This is a genomic window from Pseudomonas siliginis (assembly GCF_019145195.1).
Classification (GTDB): Bacteria; Pseudomonadota; Gammaproteobacteria; order Pseudomonadales; family Pseudomonadaceae; genus Aquipseudomonas; species Aquipseudomonas siliginis.
Genome location: NZ_JAHSTW010000009.1, coordinates 307,414 through 334,408, shown reverse-complemented (window position 1 = coordinate 334,408; position 26,995 = coordinate 307,414). Strand labels below are relative to the sequence as shown.

The 26,995-nt window shown below is 59.8% G+C and carries 20 protein-coding genes; 14 read left to right on the top strand and 6 right to left on the bottom strand.

From position 1 onward, the window contains the following. Positions 1 to 6 precede the first annotated feature (6 nt). Entirely contained in the window at positions 7 to 1,149 is a 1,143-nt protein-coding gene (gene pdxB / locus KVG87_RS19525) for a 4-phosphoerythronate dehydrogenase PdxB (RefSeq protein ID WP_217852155.1), read from the top strand. 167 nt (positions 1,150 to 1,316) lie between these two features. Here pdxB and KVG87_RS19520 read toward each other — a convergent pair whose 3' ends face one another. Next, on the bottom strand, positions 1,317 to 1,496 hold the full coding sequence (locus KVG87_RS19520) for a PA1571 family protein (RefSeq protein WP_024013646.1): 180 nt from the start codon (positions 1,494 to 1,496) through the stop codon (positions 1,317 to 1,319). 258 nt (positions 1,497 to 1,754) lie between these two features. Here KVG87_RS19520 and KVG87_RS19515 point away from each other — a divergent pair, with 258 nt between their 5' ends. Then, positions 1,755 to 3,527 carry an ABC transporter transmembrane domain-containing protein gene (locus KVG87_RS19515; RefSeq protein WP_217852153.1) on the top strand — a complete coding sequence of 591 codons (1,773 nt, stop codon included), beginning with the start codon at positions 1,755 to 1,757 and terminating at the stop codon, positions 3,525 to 3,527. Between the two features lie 91 nt (positions 3,528 to 3,618). Here KVG87_RS19515 and KVG87_RS19510 read toward each other — a convergent pair whose 3' ends face one another. Beyond that, on the bottom strand, positions 3,619 to 5,547 hold the full coding sequence (locus KVG87_RS19510; protein WP_217852151.1) for a transglycosylase SLT domain-containing protein: 1,929 nt from the start codon (positions 5,545 to 5,547) through the stop codon (positions 3,619 to 3,621). Between the two features lie 214 nt (positions 5,548 to 5,761). Here KVG87_RS19510 and KVG87_RS19505 point away from each other — a divergent pair, with 214 nt between their 5' ends. After that, positions 5,762 to 7,684, top strand: coding sequence for an ATP-binding cassette domain-containing protein (locus KVG87_RS19505; RefSeq protein WP_039760799.1), 1,923 nt, complete (start codon positions 5,762 to 5,764; stop codon positions 7,682 to 7,684). Positions 7,685 to 7,876: 192 nt separating this feature from the next. Here KVG87_RS19505 and KVG87_RS19500 read toward each other — a convergent pair whose 3' ends face one another. Beyond that, positions 7,877 to 8,314 carry a universal stress protein gene (locus KVG87_RS19500; protein ID WP_016775498.1) on the bottom strand — a complete coding sequence of 146 codons (438 nt, stop codon included), beginning with the start codon at positions 8,312 to 8,314 and terminating at the stop codon, positions 7,877 to 7,879. Between the two features lie 103 nt (positions 8,315 to 8,417). Between KVG87_RS19500 and KVG87_RS19495 the strand changes: the two genes are divergently transcribed. The 7 genes from KVG87_RS19495 (at position 8,418) to KVG87_RS19465 (ending at position 16,820) form a co-directional block, all read left to right on the top strand. Continuing rightward, positions 8,418 to 8,855, top strand: a complete 438-nt coding sequence (locus tag KVG87_RS19495) for a hypothetical protein (protein WP_071173062.1) — start codon at positions 8,418 to 8,420, stop codon at positions 8,853 to 8,855. A gap of 525 nt (positions 8,856 to 9,380) precedes the next feature. Continuing rightward, the gene (gene fadB / locus KVG87_RS19490) at positions 9,381 to 11,528 is read left to right on the top strand and encodes a fatty acid oxidation complex subunit alpha FadB (protein WP_217852149.1); all 2,148 of its coding nucleotides are present in this window, start codon (positions 9,381 to 9,383) and stop codon (positions 11,526 to 11,528) included. A 29-nt stretch (positions 11,529 to 11,557) separates the two neighbouring features. Continuing rightward, positions 11,558 to 12,733, top strand: a complete 1,176-nt coding sequence (gene fadA / locus KVG87_RS19485) for an acetyl-CoA C-acyltransferase FadA (protein ID WP_016775495.1) — start codon at positions 11,558 to 11,560, stop codon at positions 12,731 to 12,733. Between the two features lie 93 nt (positions 12,734 to 12,826). Next, positions 12,827 to 13,063, top strand: a complete 237-nt coding sequence (locus KVG87_RS19480) for a DUF1653 domain-containing protein (RefSeq protein WP_217852146.1) — start codon at positions 12,827 to 12,829, stop codon at positions 13,061 to 13,063. 114 nt (positions 13,064 to 13,177) lie between these two features. Then, entirely contained in the window at positions 13,178 to 15,811 is a 2,634-nt protein-coding gene (gene topA / locus KVG87_RS19475) for a type I DNA topoisomerase (RefSeq protein WP_041477349.1), read from the top strand. 144 nt (positions 15,812 to 15,955) lie between these two features. Next, complete coding sequence (locus tag KVG87_RS19470) at positions 15,956 to 16,480, top strand: DUF6586 family protein (RefSeq protein WP_217852144.1); 525 nt, start codon at positions 15,956 to 15,958, stop codon at positions 16,478 to 16,480. 106 nt (positions 16,481 to 16,586) lie between these two features. Further along, positions 16,587 to 16,820 (top strand): hypothetical protein, encoded by a 234-nt coding sequence (locus tag KVG87_RS19465; protein ID WP_003226592.1) that lies wholly within the window; start codon positions 16,587 to 16,589, stop codon positions 16,818 to 16,820. Between the two features lie 97 nt (positions 16,821 to 16,917). On the opposite strand, the gene sulA is transcribed toward KVG87_RS19465, so the two are convergent. Together sulA and lexA are read right to left on the bottom strand one after the other, a co-directional pair. Next, on the bottom strand, positions 16,918 to 17,391 hold the full coding sequence (gene sulA, locus KVG87_RS19460) for an SOS-induced cell division inhibitor SulA (protein ID WP_041477346.1): 474 nt from the start codon (positions 17,389 to 17,391) through the stop codon (positions 16,918 to 16,920). Between the two features lie 10 nt (positions 17,392 to 17,401). Then, a complete protein-coding gene (gene lexA / locus KVG87_RS19455) occupies positions 17,402 to 18,010 on the bottom strand; it encodes a transcriptional repressor LexA (RefSeq protein WP_217852142.1) in 609 nt (202 codons plus the stop codon). 228 nt (positions 18,011 to 18,238) lie between these two features. On the opposite strand from lexA, the gene KVG87_RS19450 reads away from it, so the two are divergent. The 4 genes from KVG87_RS19450 (at position 18,239) to KVG87_RS19435 (ending at position 24,169) form a co-directional block, all read left to right on the top strand. Next, positions 18,239 to 18,946 carry a TetR/AcrR family transcriptional regulator gene (locus tag KVG87_RS19450; RefSeq protein WP_016775489.1) on the top strand — a complete coding sequence of 236 codons (708 nt, stop codon included), beginning with the start codon at positions 18,239 to 18,241 and terminating at the stop codon, positions 18,944 to 18,946. 158 nt (positions 18,947 to 19,104) lie between these two features. Next, positions 19,105 to 20,115 carry a beta-N-acetylhexosaminidase gene (nagZ, locus tag KVG87_RS19445; RefSeq protein WP_217852139.1) on the top strand — a complete coding sequence of 337 codons (1,011 nt, stop codon included), beginning with the start codon at positions 19,105 to 19,107 and terminating at the stop codon, positions 20,113 to 20,115. A 13-nt stretch (positions 20,116 to 20,128) separates the two neighbouring features. After that, the gene (locus tag KVG87_RS19440; protein ID WP_016775487.1) at positions 20,129 to 20,866 is read left to right on the top strand and encodes an S-methyl-5'-thioinosine phosphorylase; all 738 of its coding nucleotides are present in this window, start codon (positions 20,129 to 20,131) and stop codon (positions 20,864 to 20,866) included. A gap of 9 nt (positions 20,867 to 20,875) precedes the next feature. Beyond that, positions 20,876 to 24,169 (top strand): DEAD/DEAH box helicase, encoded by a 3,294-nt coding sequence (locus KVG87_RS19435; protein WP_217852137.1) that lies wholly within the window; start codon positions 20,876 to 20,878, stop codon positions 24,167 to 24,169. Between the two features lie 125 nt (positions 24,170 to 24,294). Here KVG87_RS19435 and KVG87_RS19430 read toward each other — a convergent pair whose 3' ends face one another. Beyond that, positions 24,295 to 26,985 (bottom strand): DEAD/DEAH box helicase, encoded by a 2,691-nt coding sequence (locus tag KVG87_RS19430; protein WP_041477338.1) that lies wholly within the window; start codon positions 26,983 to 26,985, stop codon positions 24,295 to 24,297. Positions 26,986 to 26,995: the final 10 nt, after the last annotated feature.

The following is a 26,995-nucleotide window of genomic DNA, read 5'->3' as shown; positions in this document are numbered from 1 at the left end:
CCCGCCATGCTGATTGTTGCCGACGAAAATATCCCGCTGCTCGATGCTTTTTTTGCCGGTTTCGGCGACATCCGCCGAGTGCCGGGCCGCTCCATTGACCGCGCGACGGTCGAGCACGCCGATGTGTTGCTGGTGCGTTCGGTGACCAACGTCAATCGCGCGCTGCTCGAAGGCAGCAAGGTGCGCTTTGTCGGCACCTGCACCATCGGCACCGATCATCTGGATCTTGATTACTTCACCGAGGCCGGGATCTGCTGGTCGAGCGCGCCGGGTTGCAATGCCCGTGGCGTGGTCGATTACGTACTGGGCAGTCTGATGACGCTGGCCGAAATCGAAGGGGCTGATCCGACGCAACGTAGTTACGGCGTCGTCGGCGCCGGTGAAGTGGGGGGGCGCTTGATCAAGGTCCTCAAGGGCCTGGGCTGGAATGTGAAGGTTTGCGATCCGCCGCGTCAGGCTGCCGAGGGCGGCGAATATGTCAGCCTCGAGCAGATCATCGAGCAGTGCGACGTGATCAGTCTGCATACGCCATTGACCCGCAATGGCGACGACGCGACGTGGCACCTGTTCGATCAGCAGCGTTTGCAGCAACTCAAGCCGGGAACATGGCTGATCAACGCGGCGCGTGGCCCTGTGGTGGATAACGTTGCGCTACGTCAGGTGCTGCTGGAGCGCGAGGACCTGCAAGCGGTGCTCGACGTCTGGGAGAAGGAGCCGGAAGTTGATCCTGCGCTGGCCGAGCTCTGCGTATTGGCCACGCCCCATATTGCCGGTTACAGCCTCGATGGCAAGCAACGCGGGACCGCGCAGATTTATCAGGCCTACTGCGCTTTCAGCGGCCAACCTGCAGCTATCCAGCTCAGCGATCTGCTGCCAGCAACCTGGTTGTCGGAAGTTTCCCTGCACGGTGACAGCGATCCGGCGTGGGCGCTGGCGATGTTGTGCCGGGGCGTGTATGACCCGCGCCGCGATGATGCGGATTTCCGTCGTAGCCTGGTGGGAAATGTCGCTGAGCAGCGCGCGGCGTTTGACGCGTTGCGCAAGCAATATCCGGTGCGACGCGAGATCGAAGGGCTGAAGGTGCGAATTGAAGGAGATGCGCCGGGGTTGCGGCAGATTGTTGAGGCGCTGGGGGCGGTGGCTGTCTGAATCAGCGCTGGCCTTTTCGCGAGCAGGCTCGCTCCCACAGGGGATCTACAGTGCAGCAAAGTTAAAGGTGGGAGCGAGCCTGCTCGCGAAAGCCACACCACCAATCCCGAATTGCAGATATAAAAAACCCGGCCAATCAGGGCCGGGTCTGGAAGACGGTGGCTACATCACTCTTGTTCGGCAGGCTTGACCAATCGCTTCTCCAGTTCGCGGCAAGCGTCCTGGATCATGTCTTCAGTGATCGGTACTTCGCGGCCCTGCTCATCGATAATCGAGCAACCCAGAGACTGGTCGGGTTTGGTGCGGATCACTTCAATCTTGTCTTCGCTGCTGTGTTGCAAGGACATGGCCTGTCTCCTCATCAGGTTGTGTGCCTAAGTTAAAACCGCCACGTGACCAGGCTGTGACAACTCCCTGCGGTCTGTCGGCGGGCGGCATCTCTACTCAAACAGAAATGACCGCTCGTCTCAACCGCAACCTTAGACCAATCGTTTCTAGCATCCGGACATCCCTGGCATATTTAACCTGACTCATTGTGATTTACAGAGTTCCACCCCATCTGAGTCTGTAGGCTGGCCCGATCCATCTGCGCAGACGTGAACTCCATGATCTCCATGCTTTCTTCCCGACACCGGCGCGCCCTGCGCCTGACCAGTCATTTTCTCCTGCCGTACCGCTGGCATGCCTTCGGCGCTTTACTCGCGTTGATCGTCACCGCCGGCATTACCCTGTCGATGGGGCAGGGCATCAAGTTGTTGGTAGACCAGGGTTTCATGACCCGTTCGCCGCATCTGCTCAATCAGTCGATCGGGATTTTCATGTTGCTGGTGCTCGGGCTGGCGCTGGGCACCTTTGCCCGTTTCTATCTGGTGTCGTGGATAGGCGAGCGCGTGGTCGCCGACATTCGTCGCCAAGTGTTCAATCACTTGGTGTATCTGCATCCGGGCTTTTACGAGGACAACCGCAGCTCGGAAATCCAGTCGCGCCTGACCGCTGATACCACGCTGCTGCAATCGGTGATCGGCTCGTCGCTCTCGCTGTTCCTGCGCAATCTGCTGATGGTCATCGGTGGTGTGGTGCTGCTGTTCATCACCAATCCGAAGTTGACCAGCATTGTCGTGATTGCGCTGCCGCTGGTAATCGCGCCGATCCTGATTTTCGGCCGCCGCGTGCGCAATCTCTCGCGCCAGAGCCAGGATCGCATCGCCGACATTGGCAGCTATGTGTCGGAAACCCTCGGCCAGATCAAAACCGTGCAGGCCTACAACCACCAGGTCCAGGACGAGCAGCGTTTCGCCTCGACCGTCGAGCAGGCGTTCGAAACCGCGCGCAAACGGATTTTTCAGCGGGCGTGGTTGATTACCTTGGTGATCGTGCTGGTGCTTGGCGCGGTGGCTGTGATGTTGTGGGTCGGCGGCATGGACGTAATGGCCGGGCGTATCTCGGCCGGTGAGCTGGCGGCATTCGTTTTCTACAGCCTGATTGTCGGCAGCGCGTTCGGCACGCTGAGCGAAGTGATCGGCGAACTGCAACGCGCTGCTGGCGCAGCAGAACGCATCGCAGAATTGCTGCGTTCGGAAAACATCATTCAGCCACCGTTGACCGGACTGGTCACTCTGCCAGCGCGAGTCAAAGGTGAACTTGAGCTGCGCGACGTGCGCTTTTCCTACCCCTCGCGTCCGGAAAGCTACGCCGTCGATGGCTTGAATCTGACGGTGAGGGCGGGCGAAACCTTGGCATTAGTGGGTCCGTCGGGTGCGGGCAAGTCTACGGTTTACGACTTGTTGCTGCGCTTCTACGATCCACGCGAGGGGCAGATTTTCCTCGATGGCGTGCCGCTGACCAGCCTTGACCCGCTGGATCTGCGCCGCTGTTTCGCCCTGGTCTCGCAAACCCCCGCGTTGTTTTTCGGCAGTGTGGAGGAGAACATTCGCTATGGCTGCCCGACCGCCACGCTTGCGCAAGTCAAGGAAGCTGCGCGCATTGCTCACGCCCATGACTTCATCGAACAGATGCCTGATGGTTACCAGACTCATCTCGGCGACGGCGGCCTCGGGTTGTCAGGCGGTCAGCGCCAGCGTCTGGCCATCGCCCGCGCCTTGCTGGTGGACGCACCGATCCTGCTCCTGGACGAAGCCACCAGCGCCCTCGACGCACAGAGCGAGCATCTGATCCAGCAAGCTCTGCCAACGCTGATGGAAAACCGCACCACGCTGGTGATTGCCCACAGGCTGGCCACGGTAAAGAACGCTGACCGGATTGCGGTGATGGATCAAGGCAAGCTGGTAGCGGTGGGGACACATCAGGAGTTGATCGCCAGCAACCCCCTGTACGCGCGGCTGGCGGCGTTGCAGTTTAATGATGGCCAGCCTGATTAACCGACCCAGTAACCGACCCAGTAATCCGCCATAAAAAATGCCCGTATCTCACGATACGGGCATTTTTCATTATCCGGCGGTCGCTACCTGCTCATTGATCATCAAAATACCGCTCATGCCAATCCACCAGCGGTTGCGGCGAGTTGAGCTTTTGCCCGTAGATCACCGAGTAGGACAACACGTTCTGCACGTATTGACGGGTTTCGTCGAAAGGGATGCTTTCCACCCAGACGTCGAAACTCAGGTGATCAGCGCCGCGCAGCCACTGACGCACGCGGCCTGGCCCGGCGTTGTAAGCGGCGGAGGCGAGTACGCGGTTGCCGTTGAACTGGCTGTGCACCTGGCTGAGGTAAGCGGCGCCGAGCTGAATGTTCTTGTCTGGATTGAGCACCTGCTGCGGCGAAGCCAAGGGGATGCTGAATTTGCGTGCGGTTTCCTTGGCGGTGGCTGGCATCAGTTGCATCAGACCGCTGGCGCCGACGCCGGAGCGCGCGTCGTCCATGAAGGCGCTTTCCTGCCGGGTGATGGCGAACACCCAGCTCGAATGCAGGCCGCGAACCTTGGCTTCACGCACGAGGGTATCGCGGTGCGCCATCGGGAAGCGGATGTCCAGGTCGTCCCAGTACTGCGCCTGACTGATGGTGCGAATCGCCGGGAAGTACCATTTCAGGTCGTAGGCCAGTTTGGCCTGTGCGACCATTTCATCGCGATTGAAATGTCGGCTGACGTGATACCACTCGCGACGCCCGTCGACGATCTGCCCACGTGCATGAAACTCCAGCGCGCGACGTACGCCGGGGGTGTTACGGACTTTGTTGATCAACGCCTGGCTGAGCACCAGCGGCTTGTTGTTCAGCGAGTAAGGCGATTGTGAACGGTCTGCGGCGAGGAAGCCGTAGAAGTCTCGTTCCCGCGCCAGATTCTTGTACAGGGTCAGCGCTTGCGGGTTTTGTGGCTCGGCCAGTTCCAGGCTGCGCGCCTGCCAATAGCGCCAACGGTTGGTGGTGGCCAGGTCTTGCGGCAGACGCTTGGTCAATTCGTAGGCATCGTTCCAGCGTGCCAGACGCAGCAGCAGGCGCAGGCGCCATTCCGAGACGGTGTTGTCGCGCAGCTCCGGATCGTATTTGGTCATCACGTCCAGCGCGCGGCTGTCGAAGCGGCGCGCAAGGGTCAGGCCGATCTCGCGAGCAATCGCGACCTTCTCATCGCGAGAGAAATGCATGCTGCTGGCGTAACCGTCGAGCAAAGCCATGGCTTTGTCCGGATCCTGCCTGGCGAGGCGGCGCAAGCCGAGGCTGACGACGTCTGACATCGGCTCGTCGGCCGGGCTGAAGCGCGACGGCTGGTTGAGCAGTTCGGGTTTCTGCGCCACGTCGACCAGCAAGCGACCGCGCGGGGCGAGGGTGGTCAGGCCGTTGATCAGACTGTTGGCCAGCGGATAGTTGCGGGCCTGCGCGGCAAGTTTGGTGCGCTCCCAACGTTTCTGCTCGGTAAGCTGGCCGTCGGCAGCCCAGATGCCGAACAGCGCGTCACAGGCGGCCGGTTGCGATTTGCCGGTCAGCCAGAGTTTTTCCGCACTGGCATACCCTTCGGCTTTCTTGTCGTGGCTGATCTGGTACTGCGCGTTGAGGCAGTCCAGTTCGGTGAAATTCAGCTTCGGATCGTAATACTTGACGAAGGTCGCCCAGTCGCCACGGTCGGCGAGCCAGCGTAACCAGCGCAGCTTCATCCAATTGGCCTGCGGCAAATCACCGTGTTCGGCGAGGAATTTCTCGATTTCTGCGTTGCTCGCCGTCTTCAGACGCGCGGTCAATTCGTCGTAAGCCAGGTACGGTTCCAGCGGATAATCGGCCAGCGCCTGGCTGTAACGGAAATACGGGCCGGTATCACCCTTGGCCAAGGCGCGCTTGGCTTCATCGTAATACTGGCGTTGGGTGGACAAGTCCACCGCCTGGACGGATTGAGCGGCAGCGGCGGTAAGAAACAAGCAGGACAAAACACTGAAAAGGCGACTGCGCATGAGACATCCGGGCAGAGAAATCATGACAAGTGCCGATCGAAATCCGCACTGAATTGACTGTAGCTTAGCCTTTTGCCAGCAAGCGGCGAAAGCTTTGCGAGCCTCGCTGCACAAGTTCGCAACAAATGTTGTGCAGAGTGCTTCGACAGACAAATTGCCGGCCTGCTGAAGCCTCAAGTCAGGTAGAATGCGCGCCCGGTTTTTGGAGAAGCTCATGACCCTGCTCAAATTCAGCGATGTGTCCCTTGCGTTCGGCGCTATGCCGTTGTTGGACAAGGTGTCCTGGCAGATCGCCCGTGGTGAGCGGGTGTGCATCATCGGCCGCAATGGCACTGGCAAGTCCAGCATGATGAAACTGGTCAAGGGCGACCAGAAGCCCGATGACGGCTCGGTGTGGCGTGCCCCCGGTCTGAAAATCGGCGAATTGCCGCAAGAATTGCCGGTTGCCGACGATCGGACGGTATTCGACGTGGTGGCTGAAGGCCTCGATGGTGTTGGCGCCTTGCTCGCCGAATACCATCACCTGAGCCAGAACATCGTCACCGACGCCGATCTGGACAAGCTGATGCACGTTCAGCACGACCTCGAAGCCCGTGACGGCTGGCGCCTGCAGACGCTGGTCGACAGCACCCTCAGCCGCCTGCAACTGCCGGCCGACAAGACCCTCGCCGAGTTGTCCGGCGGCTGGCGTCGTCGCGTGCTGCTGGCGCAGGCGCTGGTATCCGAACCGGACCTGCTGCTGCTCGACGAACCGACCAACCACCTGGACATCGGTGCGATTGCCTGGCTCGAAGAGGCGCTGAAAGATTTCCAGGGCGCCGTGCTGTTCATCACGCACGACCGTTCCTTTTTGCAAAACCTCGCCACGCGCATCCTCGAACTGGATCGCGGTGGGCTGATCGACTGGAACGGCGACTACGCCAGTTTCCTCGTGCACAAAGAAGCCGCGCTGGCCGCTGAAGAAACCGCCAACGCGCTGTTCGACAAGCGTCTGGCTCAGGAAGAAGTGTGGATCCGTCAGGGCATCAAGGCCCGCCGCACTCGTAACGAAGGTCGTGTGCGCGCTCTGAAAGCCCTGCGCGTTGAGCGCAGTGAGCGTCGCGAGCGTACCGGCAAGGCCAACATCCAGCTGGAAACCGCCGACAAATCCGGCAAGCAGGTGATGGTCCTCGAGAACGTGAGCTTCGCGCATCCGGGCGGGCCGTTCCTGATCAAGGATTTCTCCATGGTCCTGCAGCGCGGCGACCGTATCGGTCTGCTCGGCGCCAACGGTACTGGCAAGACCACCCTGTTGAAACTGATGCTCAGCGGTCTGCAACCGACCAGCGGCAAAGTGGAAGAGGGCACGCGCATCGACGTGGCGTACTTCGACCAGTTGCGCCATCAGCTGGATCTGGAAAAAACCGTGATCGACAACGTCGCCGAAGGTCGCGACTTCATCGACATCGACGGGCAGAGCCGCCATGTGCTGAGCTATCTCGGCGACTTCCTGTTCAGCCCGCAGCGTGCACGCACGCCGGTCAAGGCGTTGTCCGGTGGCGAGCGTGCGCGTCTGTTGCTGGCGAAGCTGTTCAGCAAACCGGCCAACCTGCTGGTGCTCGACGAACCGACCAACGACCTCGATGTGGAAACCCTCGAGCTGCTCGAAGAAGTGCTGCTGACTTTCAACGGCACCGTGCTGATGGTCAGCCACGACCGGGCATTCCTCGATAACGTGGTGACCAGCACCCTGGTCTTCGAAGGCGAAGGCAAGGTTCGTGAATATGTCGGTGGCTATCAGGACTGGATCCGTCAGGGCGGCTCGCCGCGTCTGCTGGGTGTGACTGAAAGCAAGTCGGGCAAGGCTGACCTGAATTCGGCGGTGGTTACCGCTGAGCCGGCTCCGGTGGCTGCGCCTGCGGCGGCTGCTCCGGTTGCCAAGAAGAAACTGAGCTACAAGCTGCAGCGCGAGCTGGAAGCCTTGCCGGGCGACATCGACGCCAAGGAGCAGCAGATCGCCGCGGTTGAAGCGGAAATGGCTGAAGCCGGTTTCTACCAGCGTCCGCCGGCGGAAACGGCCAAAGTGATTGCTTCGCTGGAGCAATTGCAGGCCGAGCTGGATGCGTTGGTGGAGCGTTGGGCCGAGCTGGATGCCTGATTGCTCCTGATGTGAAAAAGCCCGGCGCTCAGTGATGAGCGCCGGGCTTTTCATATGTAGCGCGATCTACAGGCGGGAGCAGGTCACCTGTGGGAGCGAGCCTGCTCGCGAAAGCGGTGTGTCAGGCAGCACTCATATTGAATGTGCCGACGTATTCGCGAGCAGGCTCGCTCCCACAAAGAGCAAGACAGATCAACGTTTGACCAGGTGCACCGCCAGTACATCGCAAGGTGCGCCGTGCAGCACGTCATTCGCGGTCGAGCCGAGCAGCAGTGCCAGGCCATGACGGCCATGACTGCCGACTACGATCAGATCGCACGCTTGTTCCTTGGCGAAATGATGGATTTCCTGGCGTGGCTGGCCGTAGGTCAGATGGCAATTGGCGCCTTCGAGCTCGGGGTATTTCGATTTGAGTTTTTCAAGACGCTCCTTGGCCTGATCGAACTGCTGTTGTTGCAGTTGTGACAGGTCCATTGGCACGTCGCCACCGAAGGCCATGGCCATAGGTTCAACGATATGCACCAGCGACAACTTGGCAGCGTTGCTCACCGACAGCTCGCGGGCGCGGTGGATCACAGGGTCGCACTCTTCGGTCAGATCTACGGCGACCAGTATGTGGTGGTAGGGCATGAGGTGCTCCTCCTGAGGGTTCGATATTGGTAAGTATGGCTGGTTTCAAGCGCATTGGTTCGCAAGTGACACAATGGGCTCATCAAAAATCGGGAGTACAGATATGACGGTCTGGCTGGTGGTGTCAATCCTGCTGGTAGTTTTAAGTCCACTCGCATGGTTGCGCCCATCGCGAACGCAGAGCGGGCGCATGGCCCTGCGCATGGAGGCTCGACGCATCGGCCTGGCCATGCAGCTGGCGCCGCAGGAGTGGCCGCACTGGCTGCTGCCGGAGCCGCCGAATCCCTGCGCCCAGTACCATCGGCCGCGGCGTGGCAGTCAACCGGCGTGCTGGACGTACTGGCAGAAAACCCCGGGCGTGTGGGTCAATCAATGGCAAGAAGTCTGCGATGACCGGACCCTGCTCGATTATTTCGAAAAATTGCCGGGCAATGTTTTCAAGATCGAAGCGGACAAGCAGATGATCGCCTTGTATTGGGGCGAGAAGGGCGAGGCGACGGTTCTGCAGGATATCGACGCGACCTTGAAAGCGCTGGCGTGATGCGCGGACTTTTCTCACTGCAACGGTGTGAAACGTCCGGCAGACGCGCAATAAAAAGCCCGACATGATTCGTCGGGCGGGTTGGCCAGGCAGGCCGGTAATCCTTTTCTACAGGGGGCGCTCTGATCGCCTCGGCAAATTCCCCGCAGTCCGCCCAGCGTAGCCTTCTGGACAGGGCTCGGCGGAAATTAGGGCGACTTTTCTAACTATTGATTCTATGAATGGCTGAACATCGGGGCGGGTGTTGCTGCTCATCATGGTGCAGAAATGACCGCAAAGTCGCATTTCAGCCCGAATTTAGGGCGATTGACAATTGTCTGAAATTCCGTGAAGGTGACGTACCCGAATCAAACGGGCGTATGAATTGAGCGTTTGTCTTACAGACTGCTCCTACAGAATCCCGACTATCGCGTTGGCGGGTGTGCCAGGCGGACGGTGTCAGTATCGACGAGCAAAGCGTCCTTCTGAGCCTTAAACCTGCGTCCGACGTGTACTGTTCAGCTTCCATATCGTGGAGATCAGTTGATGATTTACGAAGGTAAAGCCATCACGGTTAAAGCTCTTGAAAGTGGCATCGTCGAATTGAAATTCGACCTCAAGGGTGAGTCCGTCAACAAGTTCAACCGTCTAACCCTGAACGAACTGCGTCAGGCCGTAGACACCATCAAGGCAGATGCTTCGATCAAGGGCGTGATCGTCAGCAGCGGCAAGGACGTATTCATCGTCGGCGCCGACATCACCGAATTTGTCGACAACTTCAAGCTGCCGGATGCCGAGCTGGTTGCAGGCAATCTCGAAGCCAACAAGATCTTCAGCGATTTCGAAGACCTCAACGTGCCAACCGTCGCGGCCATCAACGGCATCGCCCTCGGTGGCGGTCTGGAAATGTGCCTGGCGGCCGATTATCGCGTCATGTCCACCAAGGCCAAGATCGGTCTGCCGGAAGTCAAACTGGGCATCTACCCGGGCTTCGGCGGTACCGTACGTCTGCCACGCCTGATCGGTGTCGACAACGCCATCGAGTGGATTGCTGCCGGCAAGGAAAACCGCCCTGAAGACGCCCTGAAAGTCAGCGCCGTCGACGCCGTAGTCGCCCCTGAAAAATTGCAGGAAGCTGCCCTCGAGCTGATCAAGCGCGCCATCTCCGGCGAGTTCGATTACAAGGCCAAGCGTCAGCCGAAACTTGAAAAACTCAAGTTGAATGCCATTGAGCAAATGATGGCTTTCGAAACCGCCAAAGGTTTCGTGGCTGGCCAGGCCGGCCCGAATTACCCGGCGCCGGTTGAAGCGATCAAGACCATCCAGAAAGCCGCGAACTTCGGTCGCGACAAGGCACTGGAAGTGGAGGCTGCAGGCTTCGTCAAACTGGCCAAGACCTCTGCTGCGCAGAGCCTGATCGGCCTGTTCCTGAACGATCAGGAACTGAAGAAAAAGGCCAAGGCCTACGACGAAATCGCCAAGGACGTGAAGCAGGCTGCCGTACTCGGCGCCGGCATCATGGGTGGCGGTATCGCTTATCAGTCGGCCTCCAAAGGCACGCCGATCCTGATGAAGGACATCAACGAGCACGGTATCGAGCAGGGTCTGGCCGAAGCCGCCAAGCTGCTGGTCGGCCGCGTCGACAAGGGTCGCATGACCGCTGCGAAGATGGCTGAAGTGCTCAACGGCATTCGTCCGACGCTGTCGTACGGCGACTTCGGTCACGTCGATCTGGTCGTCGAAGCTGTGGTCGAGAATCCGAAGGTCAAGCAAGCGGTGCTGGCTGAAGTCGAAGACAAGGTCAAAGAGGACACCATCCTCGCGTCGAACACCTCGACCATTTCCATCAGCCTGCTGGCCAAGGCCCTCAAACGTCCGGAAAACTTCGTCGGCATGCACTTCTTCAATCCGGTGCACATGATGCCGCTGGTGGAAGTGATCCGTGGCGAGAAGTCCAGTGAACTGGCCATCGCCACTACCGTTGCCTACGCGAAGAAAATGGGCAAGAACCCGATCGTCGTCAACGACTGCCCGGGCTTTTTGGTCAACCGCGTGCTGTTCCCGTACTTCGGCGGTTTCGCCAAGCTGGTCAGCGCCGGTGTCGACTTCGTGCGTATCGACAAGGTCATGGAAAAATTCGGCTGGCCGATGGGCCCTGCGTACCTGATGGACGTGGTCGGCATTGACACCGGTCACCACGGTCGCGACGTCATGGCTGAAGGTTTCCCGGATCGCATGAAGGATGACCTTCGTTCGGCCATCGACGTGCTGTACGAAGCCAAACGCCTGGGCCAGAAGAACGGCAAGGGCTTCTACGCCTACGAGGCTGACAAGAAAGGCAAGCAGAAGAAAGTCGCCGATCCGTCGGTACTCGAAGTGCTCAAGCCGATCGTTTACGAGCAGCGCGAAGTCACTGACGAAGACATCATCAACTGGATGATGATCCCGCTGTGCCTGGAAACCGTGCGCTGCCTGGAAGACGGCATCGTTGAAACCGCCGCCGAAGCCGACATGGGTCTGGTCTACGGTATCGGTTTCCCTCCATTCCGTGGCGGTGCGCTGCGCTACATCGATTCGATCGGTGTTGCCGAGTTCGTTGCCCTGGCTGACCAGTACGCTGATTTGGGCGCGCTGTACCACCCGACCGCGAAGCTGCGCGAAATGGCCAAGAACGGCCAGAGCTTCTTCGGTTAAGCGCCCCCAACTAGAGTGAGAGTGAACTTATGAGCTTGAATCCTAGAGACGTCGTGATTGTCGACTTCGGTCGTACTCCGATGGGCCGCTCCAAGGGCGGCATGCACCGCAACACCCGCGCTGAAGACATGTCGGCGCACCTGATCAGCAAACTGCTGGAACGCAACAGCAAGGTCGACCCGGCGGAAGTCGAGGACGTGATCTGGGGCTGCGTCAACCAGACCCTGGAGCAGGGCTGGAACATCGCGCGCATGGCGTCGCTGATGACCCAGATTCCGCACACTTCGGCCGGCCAGACCGTCAGCCGTCTGTGCGGTTCGTCGATGAGCGCGCTGCACACTGCTGCGCAAGCGATCATGACCGGCAACGGTGACGTGTTCGTGGTCGGCGGCGTCGAGCACATGGGCCATGTGAGCATGATGCACGGTGTCGATCCGAACCCGCACATGTCGCTGTATGCGGCAAAAGCCTCGGGCATGATGGGCCTGACCGCGGAAATGCTCGGCAAGATGCACGGCATCACCCGTGAGCAGCAGGATGCCTTTGGCGTGCGTTCCCATCAGTTGGCCCACAAGGCAACCGTGGAAGGCAAGTTCAAGGACGAAATCATCCCGATGCAGGGTTACGACGAGAACGGTTTCCTGAAACTGTACGACTACGACGAAACCATTCGTCCGGAAACCACCCTGGAAAGTCTGGCGGCGCTCAAGCCGGCATTCAATCCGAAGGGCGGCACCGTGACTGCCGGTACTTCGTCGCAGATCACTGACGGTGCTTCGTGCATGATCGTGATGTCGGCGCAGCGTGCACAGGACCTCGGCATCCAGCCAATGGCGGTAATCCGTTCGATGGCAGTGGCGGGTGTGGACCCGGCAATCATGGGCTATGGTCCAGTGCCGGCAACACAAAAGGCCCTGAAGCGCGCAGGCCTTGGCATCAACGATATCGACTTCTTCGAGCTCAACGAAGCTTTCGCCGCACAGGCTCTGCCAGTGCTGAAAGATCTGAAAGTGCTCGACAAGATGAACGAGAAGGTTAACCTGCACGGCGGCGCGATCGCCCTGGGTCACCCGTTCGGTTGCTCCGGTGCACGTATTTCCGGCACCCTGTTGAACGTGATGAAGCAGAATAGCGGCACCTTCGGGGTGGCCACTATGTGCATTGGTCTCGGCCAAGGCATCTCCACCGTCTTCGAACGCGTTTAAGCGTCTCGTCGATGGAAGCCGGGGCCCAGTGCCCCGGTTTTTGTTTTTGGGTTTTTTATTTATTTTTGAAAAGATTTCAGTGAGGGCCGAAGCATGCCGATACAACCTGGGCTCTACCAACATTACAAAGGTCCGCAATACCGTGTATTCAGTGTTGCGCGGCATTCCGAAACCGAAGAAGAAGTGGTCTTTTACCAAGCCCTGTATGGCGATTACGGCTTTTGGGTGCGCCCGCTGAGCATGTTCGTCGAGTCGGTCGAGGTTGACGGCGAGCAGGTGCCGCGCTTTGCTTTGGTGCAAGCCGAACCGAGCCTTTTTGACAAGCCATGAGGCGACTGCGCAGACAACCCTGCGCTTGACCTCACCTTGTATCAACTATATATAGCGGTGCCGCGTCAGGCGCCAACCGCCTTTCACTTCTAGAATTCAGGAATTTTCTGATCCATGGGCAAATCGCTGGTCATTGTGGAATCCCCGGCTAAGGCCAAGACCATCAACAAGTATCTGGGTAACCAATACGTGGTGAAGTCGAGTATCGGCCATATCCGAGACCTGCCCACCAGCGGTTCGGCTAGCGCCAGCAAAGAGCCAGCCGCCAAGCGTGGCAAGGCTGCTGCGGGTGAAGGTCCGGTGCTCTCGCCGAAAGAGAAAGCGCGCAAGCAGCTGGTCTCGCGCATGGGCGTCGATCCCGAACACGGCTGGAAAGCCCAGTACGAGATCCTCCCGGGCAAAGAAAAGGTCATCGAAGAGCTGCGCCGGCTCGCCAAGGATGCTGACACCATCTATCTCGCAACCGACTTGGATCGCGAGGGGGAAGCCATTGCCTGGCACCTGCGCGAAGCCATCGGTGGTGATGACAGCCGTTACAAGCGCGTGGTGTTCAACGAAATCACCAAGAAGGCGATCCAGGAAGCCTTCTCCGAGCCGGGCGAGCTGGACATTGATCGTGTCAACGCCCAGCAGGCGCGTCGCTTCCTTGACCGCGTCGTCGGCTACATGGTCTCGCCGCTGCTGTGGGCCAAGATCGCCCGTGGTCTGTCCGCCGGTCGCGTGCAATCGGTTGCGGTGAAGCTGGTAGTCGAGCGTGAGCGTGAAATCCGTGCTTTCAATCCCGAAGAATACTGGGAAGTGCACGCTGATCTCGGCACCACCAAAGGCTCGACCGTGCGTTTCGAAGTGGCTCGCGAAAAAGGCGAAGCCTTCAAGCCGCTGAACGAAGCCCAGGCCATGGCTGCGCTGGAGAAGCTCAAGTCCTCCAGCTACAGCATCGTCAAGCGCGAAGACAAACCGACCAGCAGCAAGCCGTCGGCGCCGTTCATCACGTCGACCTTGCAGCAGGCCGCAAGCAACCGCCTCGGTTTCGGCGTGAAGAAAACCATGATGATGGCCCAGCGTCTGTACGAAGCCGGCTACATCACTTACATGCGTACCGACTCGACCAATCTCTCGGCCGACGCCGTGGCGATGGCGCGCACTTACATCGAGGACGAATTCGGCAAGAAATACCTGCCGGAAACGCCGAACGTTTACAGCAGCAAGGAAGGCGCGCAAGAGGCTCACGAAGCGATTCGTCCGTCCGACGCCAATACCACGCCGAGCAAGCTGGCGGGTATGGAGCGCGATGCCGAGCGTCTGTACGAGCTGATCTGGCGCCAGTTCCTAGCCTGCCAGATGCTGCCGGCGCAATACCTGTCGACCACCGTCAGCGTCGGCGCTGGCGACTTCGAGCTGCGTGCCAAGGGCCGTATCCTCAAGTTCGACGGTTACACCCGGGTGATGCCGCAGATTGCCAAGCCTGGCGATGACGACGTGCTGCCTGACATGGCGCAGGGCGATGTGATGAAGCTGATCAAGCTCGATCCGTCGCAGCATTTCACCAAGCCACCGGCGCGTTATTCCGAAGCCAGTCTGGTCAAGGAGATGGAAAAACGCGGCATCGGTCGTCCTTCGACTTACGCTGCGATCATTTCGACCATTCAGGATCGCGGTTATGTGACCCTGCACAACCGTCGTTTCTACTCGGAAAAGATGGGCGACATCGTCACCGAACGTCTGTCCGAGAGCTTCTCCAATCTCATGGACTACGGCTTCACCGCCGGCATGGAAGAGAACCTCGATGACGTGGCGCAGGGCGAGCGCGACTGGAAAAACGTGCTGGACGAGTTCTACGGCGACTTCAAGAAGAAACTCGAAGTAGCGGAAAACCCGGACAGCGGCATGCGCGCCAACCAGCCGGTCATGACTGACATTCCGTGCACCACGTGCGGTCGTCCGATGCAAATTCGTACCGCATCGACTGGCGTGTTCCTCGGCTGCTCGGGCTACAGCCTGCCGCCGAAAGAGCGCTGCAAGGCCACCGTCAATTTGGTGCCGGGCGATGAAATCGCAGCGGACGACGAGGGCGAATCGGAATCGCTGGTCCTGCGTGGCAAGCATCGCTGCCCGATCTGCAGTACGGCGATGGACGCCTACCTGCTGGACGAAAAGCGCAAGTTGCACATCTGCGGCAATAACCCGGATTGCGCCGGTTACGAAATCGAAGAGGGCAGCTATCGCATCAAGGGCTATGAAGGTCCGAGTCTGGAATGCGATAAGTGCGGCAGCGAGATGCAGCTCAAGACCGGCCGTTTCGGCAAGTTCTTCGGATGCACGAACCCTGAGTGCAAGAACACCCGCAAGCTGCTGAAGAGCGGTGACGCGGCGCCGCCGAAGATGGATCCGGTGAAGATGCCTGAGCTGAAATGCGAAAAGGTCAACGACACCTACATCTTGCGCGACGGTGCGTCCGGTCTGTTCCTGGCCGCCAGTCAGTTCCCGAAAAACCGCGAGACCCGCGCTCCGCTGGTGATCGAGATTCTGCCGCACAAGGACGAGATCGATCCGAAGTACCACTTCCTGTGCGAGGCTCCGCAAAAGGATCCTGACGGTCTGCCAGCGGTCATCCGCTACAGCCGCAAGACCAAGGAGCAATACGTACAGACCGAAGTCGACGGCAAGCCGACAGGCTGGAAGGCGTATTACGACGGTGGCAAGTGGACTGTTGAAGACAAGCGCAGCGCAAAGGCCAAGGCTGAGTAAGCGTTAGTCTGAACAGCGAAAAGGCCGCATGAAACCTTCGGGGTTTCATGCGGCCTTTTTGTTTTTTGCTTGCGCTGGCATTGATTGATCCATGACACTGCCGGGTCTGTGTGAAGCAATTATTTCGTTGTGGAGGCTGCCGTCATGGCCCACGAACTCTATACCCGCACCAACCAGAAGATCTATTTCGCCGGCCTGTCACTCGAAGCTCTGGCTCGTGCTGAAGAGGGGCGGGCGATGAATTCTCTGGCGCTGATCCAGGCCGGGCGTGAGTCGGCGTTGTTCCACCTCTACGGCGCACTGCTGGGCTTGTGTCACGAGATCGCCGGCTTTTATCGTCTGCCGCAGGCCAATTCGCCGAGGGCGGAGGAGTTGCTGAGGCGCGACGTGCTGGAATCGATAGCGATCCCGGAGTTGGCGGAAATGGTCGAGTTGGCCGGTAATCCGGAAACCTGGCTGGCGAAACTGCTGGCGGCGCACGCAGCACTGTTTCAGCCACCGAGGGCGCCACGCAAGCCGAAAGGCGACGTGACGCAGCCGCTGATCCAAGCGATTAATCTTGATGAAGAAGAGGCGCCAGAAGAGCTCAGTCGAGATGAGCTGGAGAGCTGGCGGCAGAACCTCAAAGGTCTGGCCCTGCGTTTCCGTGAAGGTTTGAATGAGTGCTGAGGTAGTTTGGCGCAGTGGCAATCTGAAACATGCTGCTGGTCAAGATCCTGAGCGAAGCTCGAATGATGTCTATATAATCGCTGCCTTTCGTGGAGAACAGACTTATATGCCAACGTCCTTTCTAGAAATTGTCGAGTTACCAGACGGCCGAATCGAACTGCGCAGGGCCGAGGACGAAGGTTCTCTGGTGACGCTGGATTTCTCCGAGGATGCCAAGGCGTTCCTGCAAGGCCAGCACGTTGAAATTGCCAAAGCGATGTTGAGCGTCGGCGTGCAGATGGCAGGTCGTATGGTTGAAGGCGAGTTTGATAAGGAAGAGGGGCCGCGGGTTCTTCATTGATCCACGCTTTGGCCTTTTCTCGGTCGCTTGCGCTTCAGATCGGCTTCTCTGTCCCTGGAGAAGCCCTGCGCTTCACACAGCGCGCATTACTCAACAATCAACCCAAACGAATGTTCAGGCTCTGAGCTTCGCCCGTACGCGCGGCGCTGATCAGTTGTTGTCGCGAATTGGCATTCAACGGGTTTAGCCAGGTCACCACGGTGTGGCTGCGACCCAGCCGCAACGCTTCGCACGCCAGTTGCTGAGCGCTTTGAGTGCCGCGCGGTTGCAACAGTAGAATGCGTTCGCGGTTCAGGCCGGCATCGCGCAGCCAGGTTTGCGTCAGGCTGGCGGGTGGGGCGATCAGCGTCAGCCAGCGCGCATCCTGATCCTCGCTCAATTCACGCAGGATCGGCGCTAGCAGGTTCAGGCAGTTCCCGGCCGCACCACGCAGTGATAGCTCACTGAAGGCGTCAGGTTTGGCATTCCAGTCACGCTCGACCACGTCTTTGAGGATCGGCGCAATCGGTTGCGCCAGAAACGCTTCAAATAAAGGCAGTTGTGTTTGCTGAGGTGTGTGTGGGAACTGCATGGAGCCTCCTTTAGCGGCGAATGACGCCGACACTCAAGCCTTCGATCACCAGTTCCTGATCTTTCAGGTCGACTTCGATAGGGGCGAACTCGGGGTTTTCAGCGATCAGCCAGACTTTGCTGCCTTCACGCTTGAAGCGTTTGACCGTCACTTCGTCGCCGATACGGGCAACCACAACCTGACCGTTACGCGCTTCGCGGGTGGTATGCACTGCCAGCAGGTCACCATCGAAAATACCGATGTCCTTCATGCTCATGCCGTGCACACGCAACAGGTAATCGGCGCGAGGATGGAAGAAGGTCGGATTGATATTGCAGGATTCTTCGATGTGCTGTTCAGCGAGGATCGGCGCGCCGGCAGCCACTCGGCCGATGATTGGCAGGGTGGAGTCGTCGGCCTTGGCTTCGAAGCCGGGAATACGGATGCCGCGGGAAGCACCCGGGGTCATCTCGATCGCGCCTTTGCGGGCCAGGGCCTTGAGATGTTCTTCCGCCGCGTTGGGCGATTTGAAACCCAATTCCTGAGCAATTTCCGCACGGGTGGGCGGATAGCCGTTGTCTTCGAGGCAACGTTTGATGAAGGCCAGAATCTCGGCTTGGCGTGGCGTCAGCTTTAGCATAATGATCGCTCTGTCTTTTTATACAGTGACTGGGATTATATACAGTGAAGCGGTCTTGGCAATGGGCGTTTTTTGCCGCCCGCCGAGCGGTCGCGAAGGGCGCTTATTAATGCTGGTGCCTTGTGTGGTTAAATAGCTGACCGACCATTCCCAAAACGAACCGGCAGGCTTGACAAGGCACAGGCTGAAACGTATGTTTCAAACAAGTGTTTGTCAGGCGGAGTAGCCATGGCCCAGTCGGAAACCGTTGAACGCATTCTTGATGCTGCCGAGCAGTTGTTCGCGGAGAAAGGATTCGCTGAAACCTCATTGCGTTTGATCACCAGCAAGGCTGGCGTCAATCTGGCTGCGGTGAATTATCACTTCGGCTCGAAAAAGGCGCTGATTCAAGCTGTGTTCTCGCGCTTCCTCGGTCCGTTCTGCGTGAGCCTCGATAAAGAGCTGGAGCGCCGTCAGGCCAAGCCTGAGAACAAGCCGACCCTCGAAGAATTGCTGGAAATCCTCGTCGAGCAAGCGCTCGTCGTGCAGCCTCGCAGCGGTAACGATCTGTCGATCTTCATGCGTTTGCTCGGCCTCGCGTTCAGCCAGAGTCAGGGCCACTTGCGGCGTTATCTGGAAGACATGTACGGCAAGGTCTTCCGCCGCTACATGCTGCTGGTCAATGAAGCGGCGCCACGCATTCCACCGATCGAGCTGTTCTGGCGCGTGCACTTCATGCTTGGCGCCGCAGCGTTCAGCATGTCCGGGATCAAGGCCTTGCGCGCGATCGCCGAGACCGATTTCGGCGTCAATACCTCCATCGAACAAGTGATGCGCCTGATGGTGCCGTTCCTCGCTGCCGGCATGCGCGCCGAAACCGGCGTCACTGATACAGCCATGGCCAGCGCGCAATTGCGTCCGCGCAGCAAATCCATGCCGGTCGCCGCCAAGGTTTGACCGCGCACGGGTGGGCGCGGCAGTTGGTATCCGCTAAGCTAGCCGGCCATGCCGACTCTCGTACTGAACCCGATCTGCATGAATTCTGTTGACCGTCCGGGCAATGCCCGCGGTAGCGAATGCAAGCAGATCGGGTTTTTTGTTTTCAAGGAATCTCTATGACTGCTGGCCTGCAAGGCTCGTTGATGGTGGACGTCGCCGGTACCTGGCTGACGGCTGAAGATCGCCAATTGTTGCGTCAGCCCGAAGTGGGCGGCCTGATCATTTTCGCCCGCAATATCGAGCATCCTCGCCAAGTGCGCGAACTGAGCGCTGCGATCCGCGCGATTCGCCCGGATCTGCTGCTGGCGGTGGATCAAGAGGGCGGGCGTGTGCAGCGTCTGCGTCAGGGTTTCGTCCGTCTGCCAGCGATGCGCGCCATCGCCGATAACCCGAATGCAGAGTATCTCGCCGAGCAATGCGGCTGGATCATGGCCACCGAAGTGCTGGCGGTCGGGCTCGACCTGAGTTTCGCCCCGGTGCTGGATCTGGACTATCAGCGCAGCGCTGTGGTCGGCACTCGTTCCTTCGAAGGGGATCCCGAGCGCGCCGCCTTGCTCGCCGGTGCATTCATTCGCGGCATGAACAGCGCCGGCATGGCCGCCACCGGCAAACATTTCCCGGGCCACGGCTGGGCCGAAGCCGACTCCCACGTAGCGATCCCGAACGACGAGCGCAGCCTCGACGAGATCCGCGCCAATGATCTGGTGCCCTTCGCCAAACTCAGCAAACAACTGGCCGCCGTCATGCCGGCCCACGTCATCTATCCGCAAGTCGACTCGCAGCCGGCCGGTTTCTCCCGACGCTGGCTGCAGGACATTCTGCGGGGCGAGTTGCAGTTCGATGGCGTGATCTTCAGCGACGATCTGTCGATGGCCGGCGCCCACGTGGTCGGCGACGCTGCCAGCCGCATCGAAGCCGCACTCACTGCTGGCTGCGACATGGGTCTGGTGTGCAACGACCGCGCGGCAGCCGAGCTGGCCCTGAGCGCCGCCCAGCGTATGAAGGTCAAGCCTTCCGCGCGCATCGCCAGGATGCGCGGGCAGGCCTTCGCCAGCACCGATTATCGTCAGGCTCCGCGTTGGCTCACCGCCCTCGGCGCGCTCAAAGACGCTCAACTGATCGATTAAGGATTTTTTCGTTATGACCGTTTACGCAATCATCGGTGGCACTGGCCTGACTCAGCTCGAAGGCCTGAGCATTCGCCAGTCGCTGGCAGTCGACACCCCTTACGGCGCGCCTTCGGCCGAGGTGCAGATTGGTGAGTACGCCGGCAAGGAAGTGCTGTTCCTCGCCCGTCACGGTCACCCGCATCGTTTCCCGCCGCACAAGGTCAACTACCGCGCCAACCTGTGGGCGTTGAAGCAGGCGGGTGCCGAAGCGATCATCGCCGTTAACGCGGTGGGCGGTATTCATCCGGCCATGGGCACCGGGCATTTCTGCGTGCCGCACCAGATCGTCGACTACACCAGTGGGCGCGAGCACACCTATTTCGCCGATGATCTGGAGCACGTCACCCACATCGATTTCAGCTTTCCCTACAGCGAGCCGTTGCGTCAGCAACTGATTGCCGCGGTCGCCGCCGAAGGCTGCGAATACAGCGATCAAGGCGTGTACGCCTGCACCCAGGGTCCGCGTCTGGAAACGGTCGCCGAGATCGTACGACTGGAGCGTGACGGTTGCGACATCGTCGGTATGACCGGCATGCCGGAAGCGGCGCTGGCGCGTGAGCTGGATCTGGATTACGCCTGTCTGGCGCTCGTCGTGAATCCTGCAGCCGGCAAGACCACCGAAGTGATCACCATGGCCGAAATCGAGCAGGCCCTGCACGATGGCATGGGCAAGGTGAAATCGACGCTGGCCCGGGTGCTGGCCAGCTAAGGACTGTCCATGAGCATTTTCATCGAGCGGCTTAAAGGGCTGACATGGACCCACGCATTCAGTAGCAAGGCGTTGGCCAAGGCCCGGGCTTATGCCGCCGATGACCGGGTAGAGATCCTCGAGATCGATGACAGGAAGATTGAGGCGTTCTGCGTCGGATCGCAACTTCAGGCGTATGAGCAAACCATTTACCTGTCAGAAGATCGGTTGGGATCGGTTAGCTTGCGATGCCTGTGCAGCTGTCCGGTTGCACTGGACTGCAAGCACAGCGCGGCGGTGATCTATCACCTGCTGGGCACGGGTGAGGATGCGTCTGACAATGATGCACAGATCCCGTTGGGGCGAGCGCTGGAGCATTGGCTTTCGACAATTCCCGTGCCGGCCAAGCCTGCTGACGAAAGTGCGCAAACCGCAGGTACGCGGCTGTTTTACAAGCTCAAACCGACGTCTGCGAACGGCAAGTGGCTGCTCGATATTTTCAAGGTCTACCAGCTCAAGAGCGGCGAGTTACGCGAAGTCAAACCGATGTACTCGCTCGCGGAAATGCTCATGCGCCAGCCGGGCTACCTGTCCGAACTGGATCTGCGCATCGCCCGGCTGTTGGTCGCCATGCATTCCCATCACGCCTATTACAGCGGCTATCCGCTGGAAGGCAGCAGTGGCGCCGAACTGCTGGAAATGCTCCTGCGCACCTCGCGGCTGTTCCTCGATTTCGAAGACCTGCGAGCGCTGACACCGGGGGCGAAACGCGTGGGTCAGTTCTCTTGGGCTGAGCAGGCCGATGGCGGATTCCGCGCGCAATGGAGCAGTGCCGAAGCCGCTCAGGAAACCGTGCTGGCGCTGGAGCCGCTTTATTATCTTGATCGCGAGCAGCGCCAGGTTGGCCCGCTGTTCACTGAGCTGGAAGAAAAACTCGCCTGCCATTTGACCCAGGCGCCAGATATTCCGGCGCGTCAGGCCATGCAGTTCAGCCATCGCATGAGCGCGGCGACCCAAATTGCGCCACCGCACAAACTCACCGAACGGATCATCGATGACGTGCTGCCGCAGCCGCAACTGACCCTGGTCAGCGGCCGAGAACGCTCGCGCTGGGAATATGTGCTGGAGCACCGCGCCGCTCTGCTGTTTACCTACAACGGTCATCCGGCGGTGGATCGCAACCCGGAAGTGATGATCCTCAGCGGCACAGAGACCCAGCGTATTCAGCGTCAGCCTGCGCTGGAAAAGAAGCTGCGCCAGAACCTGCAAAAACATGGCTTCAAAAAAGCCACGCGCAAGAGTGCAATGGATCGTCCTGGCGAGATGTTTACCCTGCCGGATGATTCCGCCTGGCTCGGGTTCATGCACGAAGGCCTGGCCACGCTGTGCGCCGCAGATTGGAAGATCGAGATCAGTCCCGGTTTCCATTTCGATGTACAACCGGTTGAACAGTGGTACGCCGAGGTTGAAGAAGAGGCTCCGCATCAGTGGTTTGATTTGCAGTTGGGTATCGTCGTCAACGGCGAGCGCTACAGCTTGCTGCCGATTCTTCTACACCTGTTGCGGACCCAGCCGCGCTTGCTCGACCCGGTCAATCTGGCGCAGCGCAGCGATGATGAAAAACTCCTGATCGAGCTCAAGCCCAGCGGTTTTGGCGACCCGGCCGGCGCCAAGGTCGCGTTGCCGCTGAGTCGGGTCAAACCGCTGATGGCGACGCTGGGCGAGCTGTACCTGGGCGGACACCAAGGCGATGCGCTGCGTTTGACCGCTCCAGACGCCGCACGCTTGAGTATGCTCGATGGCGTACCGCTGGACTGGCAGGGCGGCGAACGCCTGCGCACTTTTGCCAAGCGTCTGCAGAATTCCAGTCACGCCCAGGTTGCTGCGCCGGCCGGCCTCAATGCGCAACTGCGCCCGTATCAGCTCGAAGGCCTGAACTGGATGCAGACCCTGCGCGAGCTGGAGGTCGGCGGCATTTTGGGCGATGACATGGGCCTGGGCAAAACCCTGCAGACACTGGCGCATCTGCTTACCGAAAAACACGCCGGGCGCCTGGACTGTCCGGCACTGGCGGTGATGCCGACCAGCCTGATTCCCAACTGGATCGACGAGGCCGAGCGCTTCACGCCGCAGTTGAAAGTCCTGGCGCTCCACGGCACCGGGCGGCAGAAGGACTTTGCCAATCTCGCCGAATACGACTTGGTGCTCACCACTTACGCATTGCTGCCCAGGGATCTGGAGATCTTGCAGCCGCAGCCGTGGAGCGTGCTGATTCTCGACGAAGCGCAGAATATCAAGAACCCGCTGAGCAAAGCCGCGCAGGCCGCCCGTGACTTGCAGGCCCGTCAGCGCTTGTGTCTGAGCGGTACGCCACTGGAAAACCACCTCGGCGAGCTGTGGTCGCAGTTCCATTTCCTCATGCCCGGCTGGCTCGGCGACAGCAAATCCTTCAATCGCGATTACCGCACGCCGATCGAGAAGCACGGCAATGTCCAGCGCATGCAGCACCTGACCGCACGCATCAAGCCGTTTTTGCTGCGGCGCAAGAAGGATCAGGTCGCCACCGAGTTGCCGCCGAAAACCGAGATCATCCACTGGGTCGAACTCAGCGATGGTCAGCGCGACGTCTATGAGACGGTGCGTGTGGCGATGGACAAAAAGGTCCGCGATGAAATCGCCCGCAGTGGCGTGGCGCGCAGTCAGATCATCATCCTCGATGCGCTGCTCAAGCTGCGTCAGGTCTGCTGCGATCTGCGCCTGGTCAATATGCCGCTCACGGCGAAGGCGTTGCGCTCGGGCAGCGGCAAGCTGATCAGCCTGATGGAGATGCTCGAAGAGTTGCTCGGCGAAGGTCGGCGCATTCTGCTGTTTTCCCAATTCACCTCGATGCTGGCGCTGATCGAGCAGGAGTTGCAACAGCGCGGGCTTGGCTACTCGTTGCTGACCGGCGACACCATCGACCGGCGCACGCCGGTGAGGGATTTCCAGGGCGGCAAGGTGCCGTTGTTCCTGATCAGCCTCAAGGCCGGCGGTACCGGTCTGAACCTGACGGCGGCAGACACGGTGATTCACTTCGATCCTTGGTGGAACCCGGCGGTGGAGAACCAAGCGACCGATCGGGCGTATCGCATCGGGCAGAACAATCCGGTGTTCGTCTACAAGTTGATTGCCAAAGGCACCGTCGAAGAGAAGATCCAGGCGTTGCAGCAGGAGAAAGCGGCGCTGGCCGGGGCGGTGCTTGAGGGTGGCACGACGGGCGGATTCAAACTGGAACAGAGTGATATCGAGGCGTTGTTTGCGCCGTTGCCGGTTTCCAGAGATTGAAGGGTTTGAATCGCGGTGGGGCCATTCGCGAGCAGGCTCGCTCCCACATTGGATCTCGAGCGAATCTGGATTAATTGTGGGAGCGAGCCTGCTCGCGAAAAGCTATCTAACCAGCGACGCCGATTTCAGCGCTTGTCGATCTTGTCCGGCAACGGCGCAAACAGCGCTTCAATATCATCACTCTGCAACTTCCAGTCACCGGCCTTGCGCCCATCGAGCACGCCCGCTGCCAGGTCAGACTTTTCCTTCTGCAGGTGCTGAATTTTCTCTTCCACTGTGCCCCGGGCAATCATCTTGTAGACGAACACCGGTTTTTCCTGGCCAATGCGATAGGCCCGGTCGGTGGCCTGATTCTCGGTTGCCGGGTTCCACCACGGGTCGTAGTGAATCACCGTGTCGGCTTCGGTCAGGTTCAAACCGACGCCACCGGCCTTCAGGCTGATCAGAAAAATCTGACGCGTGCCGCTCTGGAATTCCTTCACCGGTGTGCGCCGGTCGCGGGTCTGGCCAGTGAGGAGGGCGTAAGCGATCTTGCGTTTTTTCAATTCCTCTTCGATCAATGTCAGCATCGAAGTGAATTGCGAGAACAGCAGGATTCGCCGGCCTTCTTCGAACAGTTCCTCAAGCATTTCCATCAGGCTGTCGAGCTTGCCCGAAGTGCTGCCGCGCGCGGGCAGGGTGGCGTCGTTGACCAAGCGCAGATCGCAGCAGACCTGGCGCAGCTTGAGCAATGCTTCGAGAATGATGATCTGGCTTCGCGCCACGCCTTTGCGGGTGATCTCGTCACGGACTTTCTTGTCCATCGCCAGGCGCATGGTCTCGTACACGTCGCGCTGCGCTTCGTTGAGTTCGACCCAGTGGATGATTTCGGTTTTCGGCGGCAGCTCCGTGGCGACCTGCTCTTTGGTGCGGCGCAGCAGAAACGGTTTTATCCGACCGTTGAGGTGCTGCAGTCTGACTTCGCTACCGCGCTTTTCGATCGGCACACGGTAATCGGCATTAAAGCTTTTCACGTCGCCGAGCCAGCCCGGCAACAGGAAGTGGAACAGCGACCAGAGTTCGCCCAAGTGGTTTTCCAGCGGCGTGCCGCTGAGGCACAGGCGCTGGCGCGCGTTCAGCTCGCGCGCGGCCTGAGCGGCTTTGCTGTTGGGGTTCTTGATGTATTGCGCTTCGTCCAGCACCAGCACGTGCAGCGGCTGTTTGGCCAGGCGCTCGAGGTCCTTGGGCAGCAGGGCGTAAGTGGTGAGGATCAGGTCGAAGTCGGCCAGATTGTCGAAGTGCTTTTTGCGCGTGGCGCCGTACAGCGCGAGGACTTTCAGCTGCGGGGTGAAGTGCGCCGCTTCATCGAGCCAGTTCGGAATCAGGCTGGTCGGCATCACTACCATGCACGGACGATCGAGGCGTCCGGCGTTCTTCTCGCTGAGAATATGCGCCAGGGTCTGTAGGGTTTTGCCCAGGCCCATGTCGTCCGCGAGAATGCCGCCGACCTCCAGTTGCCGCAGCGATTGCATCCAGCTCAAACCTTCGAGCTGATACGGGCGCAGCGTTGCATTCAGACCTTGCGGCGCTTCGGCAGTGAAATCGCGGATGTCGCGCAGGCGCTGGGCGAAGGTGCGCATCTGCTCGCCGCCTTCCCACAACAGCGGCAGGCCTTCCAGCGAATTGAGCCGGGTGGCGTCAGCCTTGCTCAGGCGCAGGGTGGTTTCGCCCGGCTCCTGCAAATAGAACTCGCCCAGCGTCATCAATACCGGCTTCAGGCGACCGAGCGGCAGCGCCACTTGCAACGGCCCATGCTCGCTGGTGCGTTGCGGAATGTTCACCAGAATCAGCTCGTCATCGCGACGGCGGGCGAGGCGTTCCGGGTTGAGGATCTCGGTGTGCGAGCGCATCAGATTCAGCAGAATCGGCAGCAGGCTCAGGCGCTCGCCGTTGACGATGATGCCCAGCTCCAGATCGAACCAGTCGCGTTCCGGCGCCTGTTCGACGGTGGCGTACCAGTCGTCGACGGCGGTCAGGTCGAAACCGAATTCCTCATCGATCTGCAACTCCCAGCCTTGGCTGCGCAACTTCGGCAAGTCATTGAGGGTGAAGGTCAGCCAGGCGCTGTCGTTGACCATCTCGTAGAGTTCGCCGGCGCTTTCCGGCAGGGCTTTGCTCTGCCGGGTGGCGATGCGGAAACCGAGGATGCGTAACTGTTCGCGGTAGGACTGTTCGACGTCCGGGTGACGTTTTATCCGCAGGGTCTGGGCTTCCTGACGGATCAGGATATCGCTGTGTTTTTGCCCGCTGACGTATTCGTCCAAATAGCTGAACGACAGCGCCGCGCGGTGCTGAATGTAGCGCTGCATCTTGCCGTTGCGCGGCTCGAAGGCGCTGAACTCGACGCTCGCCAGCCACAGGCGCGGCACCGGCTGCACGTTGTCCACCAGCACTTGCGGCGGCGCTTTCGGGCTACGGTTTTCCAGCACGGCCTGGAGCTTCTCCAGCAGTTCGGCATCTTTCGCGGCGGCGGGGTAGTCGAGGGTTTCCTGGATTTTCAGCAGCACCGCCGCGCAGTGTTTGCAGTTGCTGCGCACCGGACAGGTGCAGGTGGCGTCGACCAGCAACAGCGTCGCTTTGGCTGACTCGCGCAGATGGATGGTCTGCCGGTAGACACTGCCGCCAGAACCTTCGCAACTGGCGGTGATGGTCGCATCGCCGACCTGGGCGATGCGCACTCGATTCTCCAAAGCGTAGCGGCGGCCGCGCTCCAGACTCTGCTCTTTGAATCGGCTGACCCACGACGGGGCCAGCGGTTTGCTCAGGGGCGGCGGCATAAGGACTTCG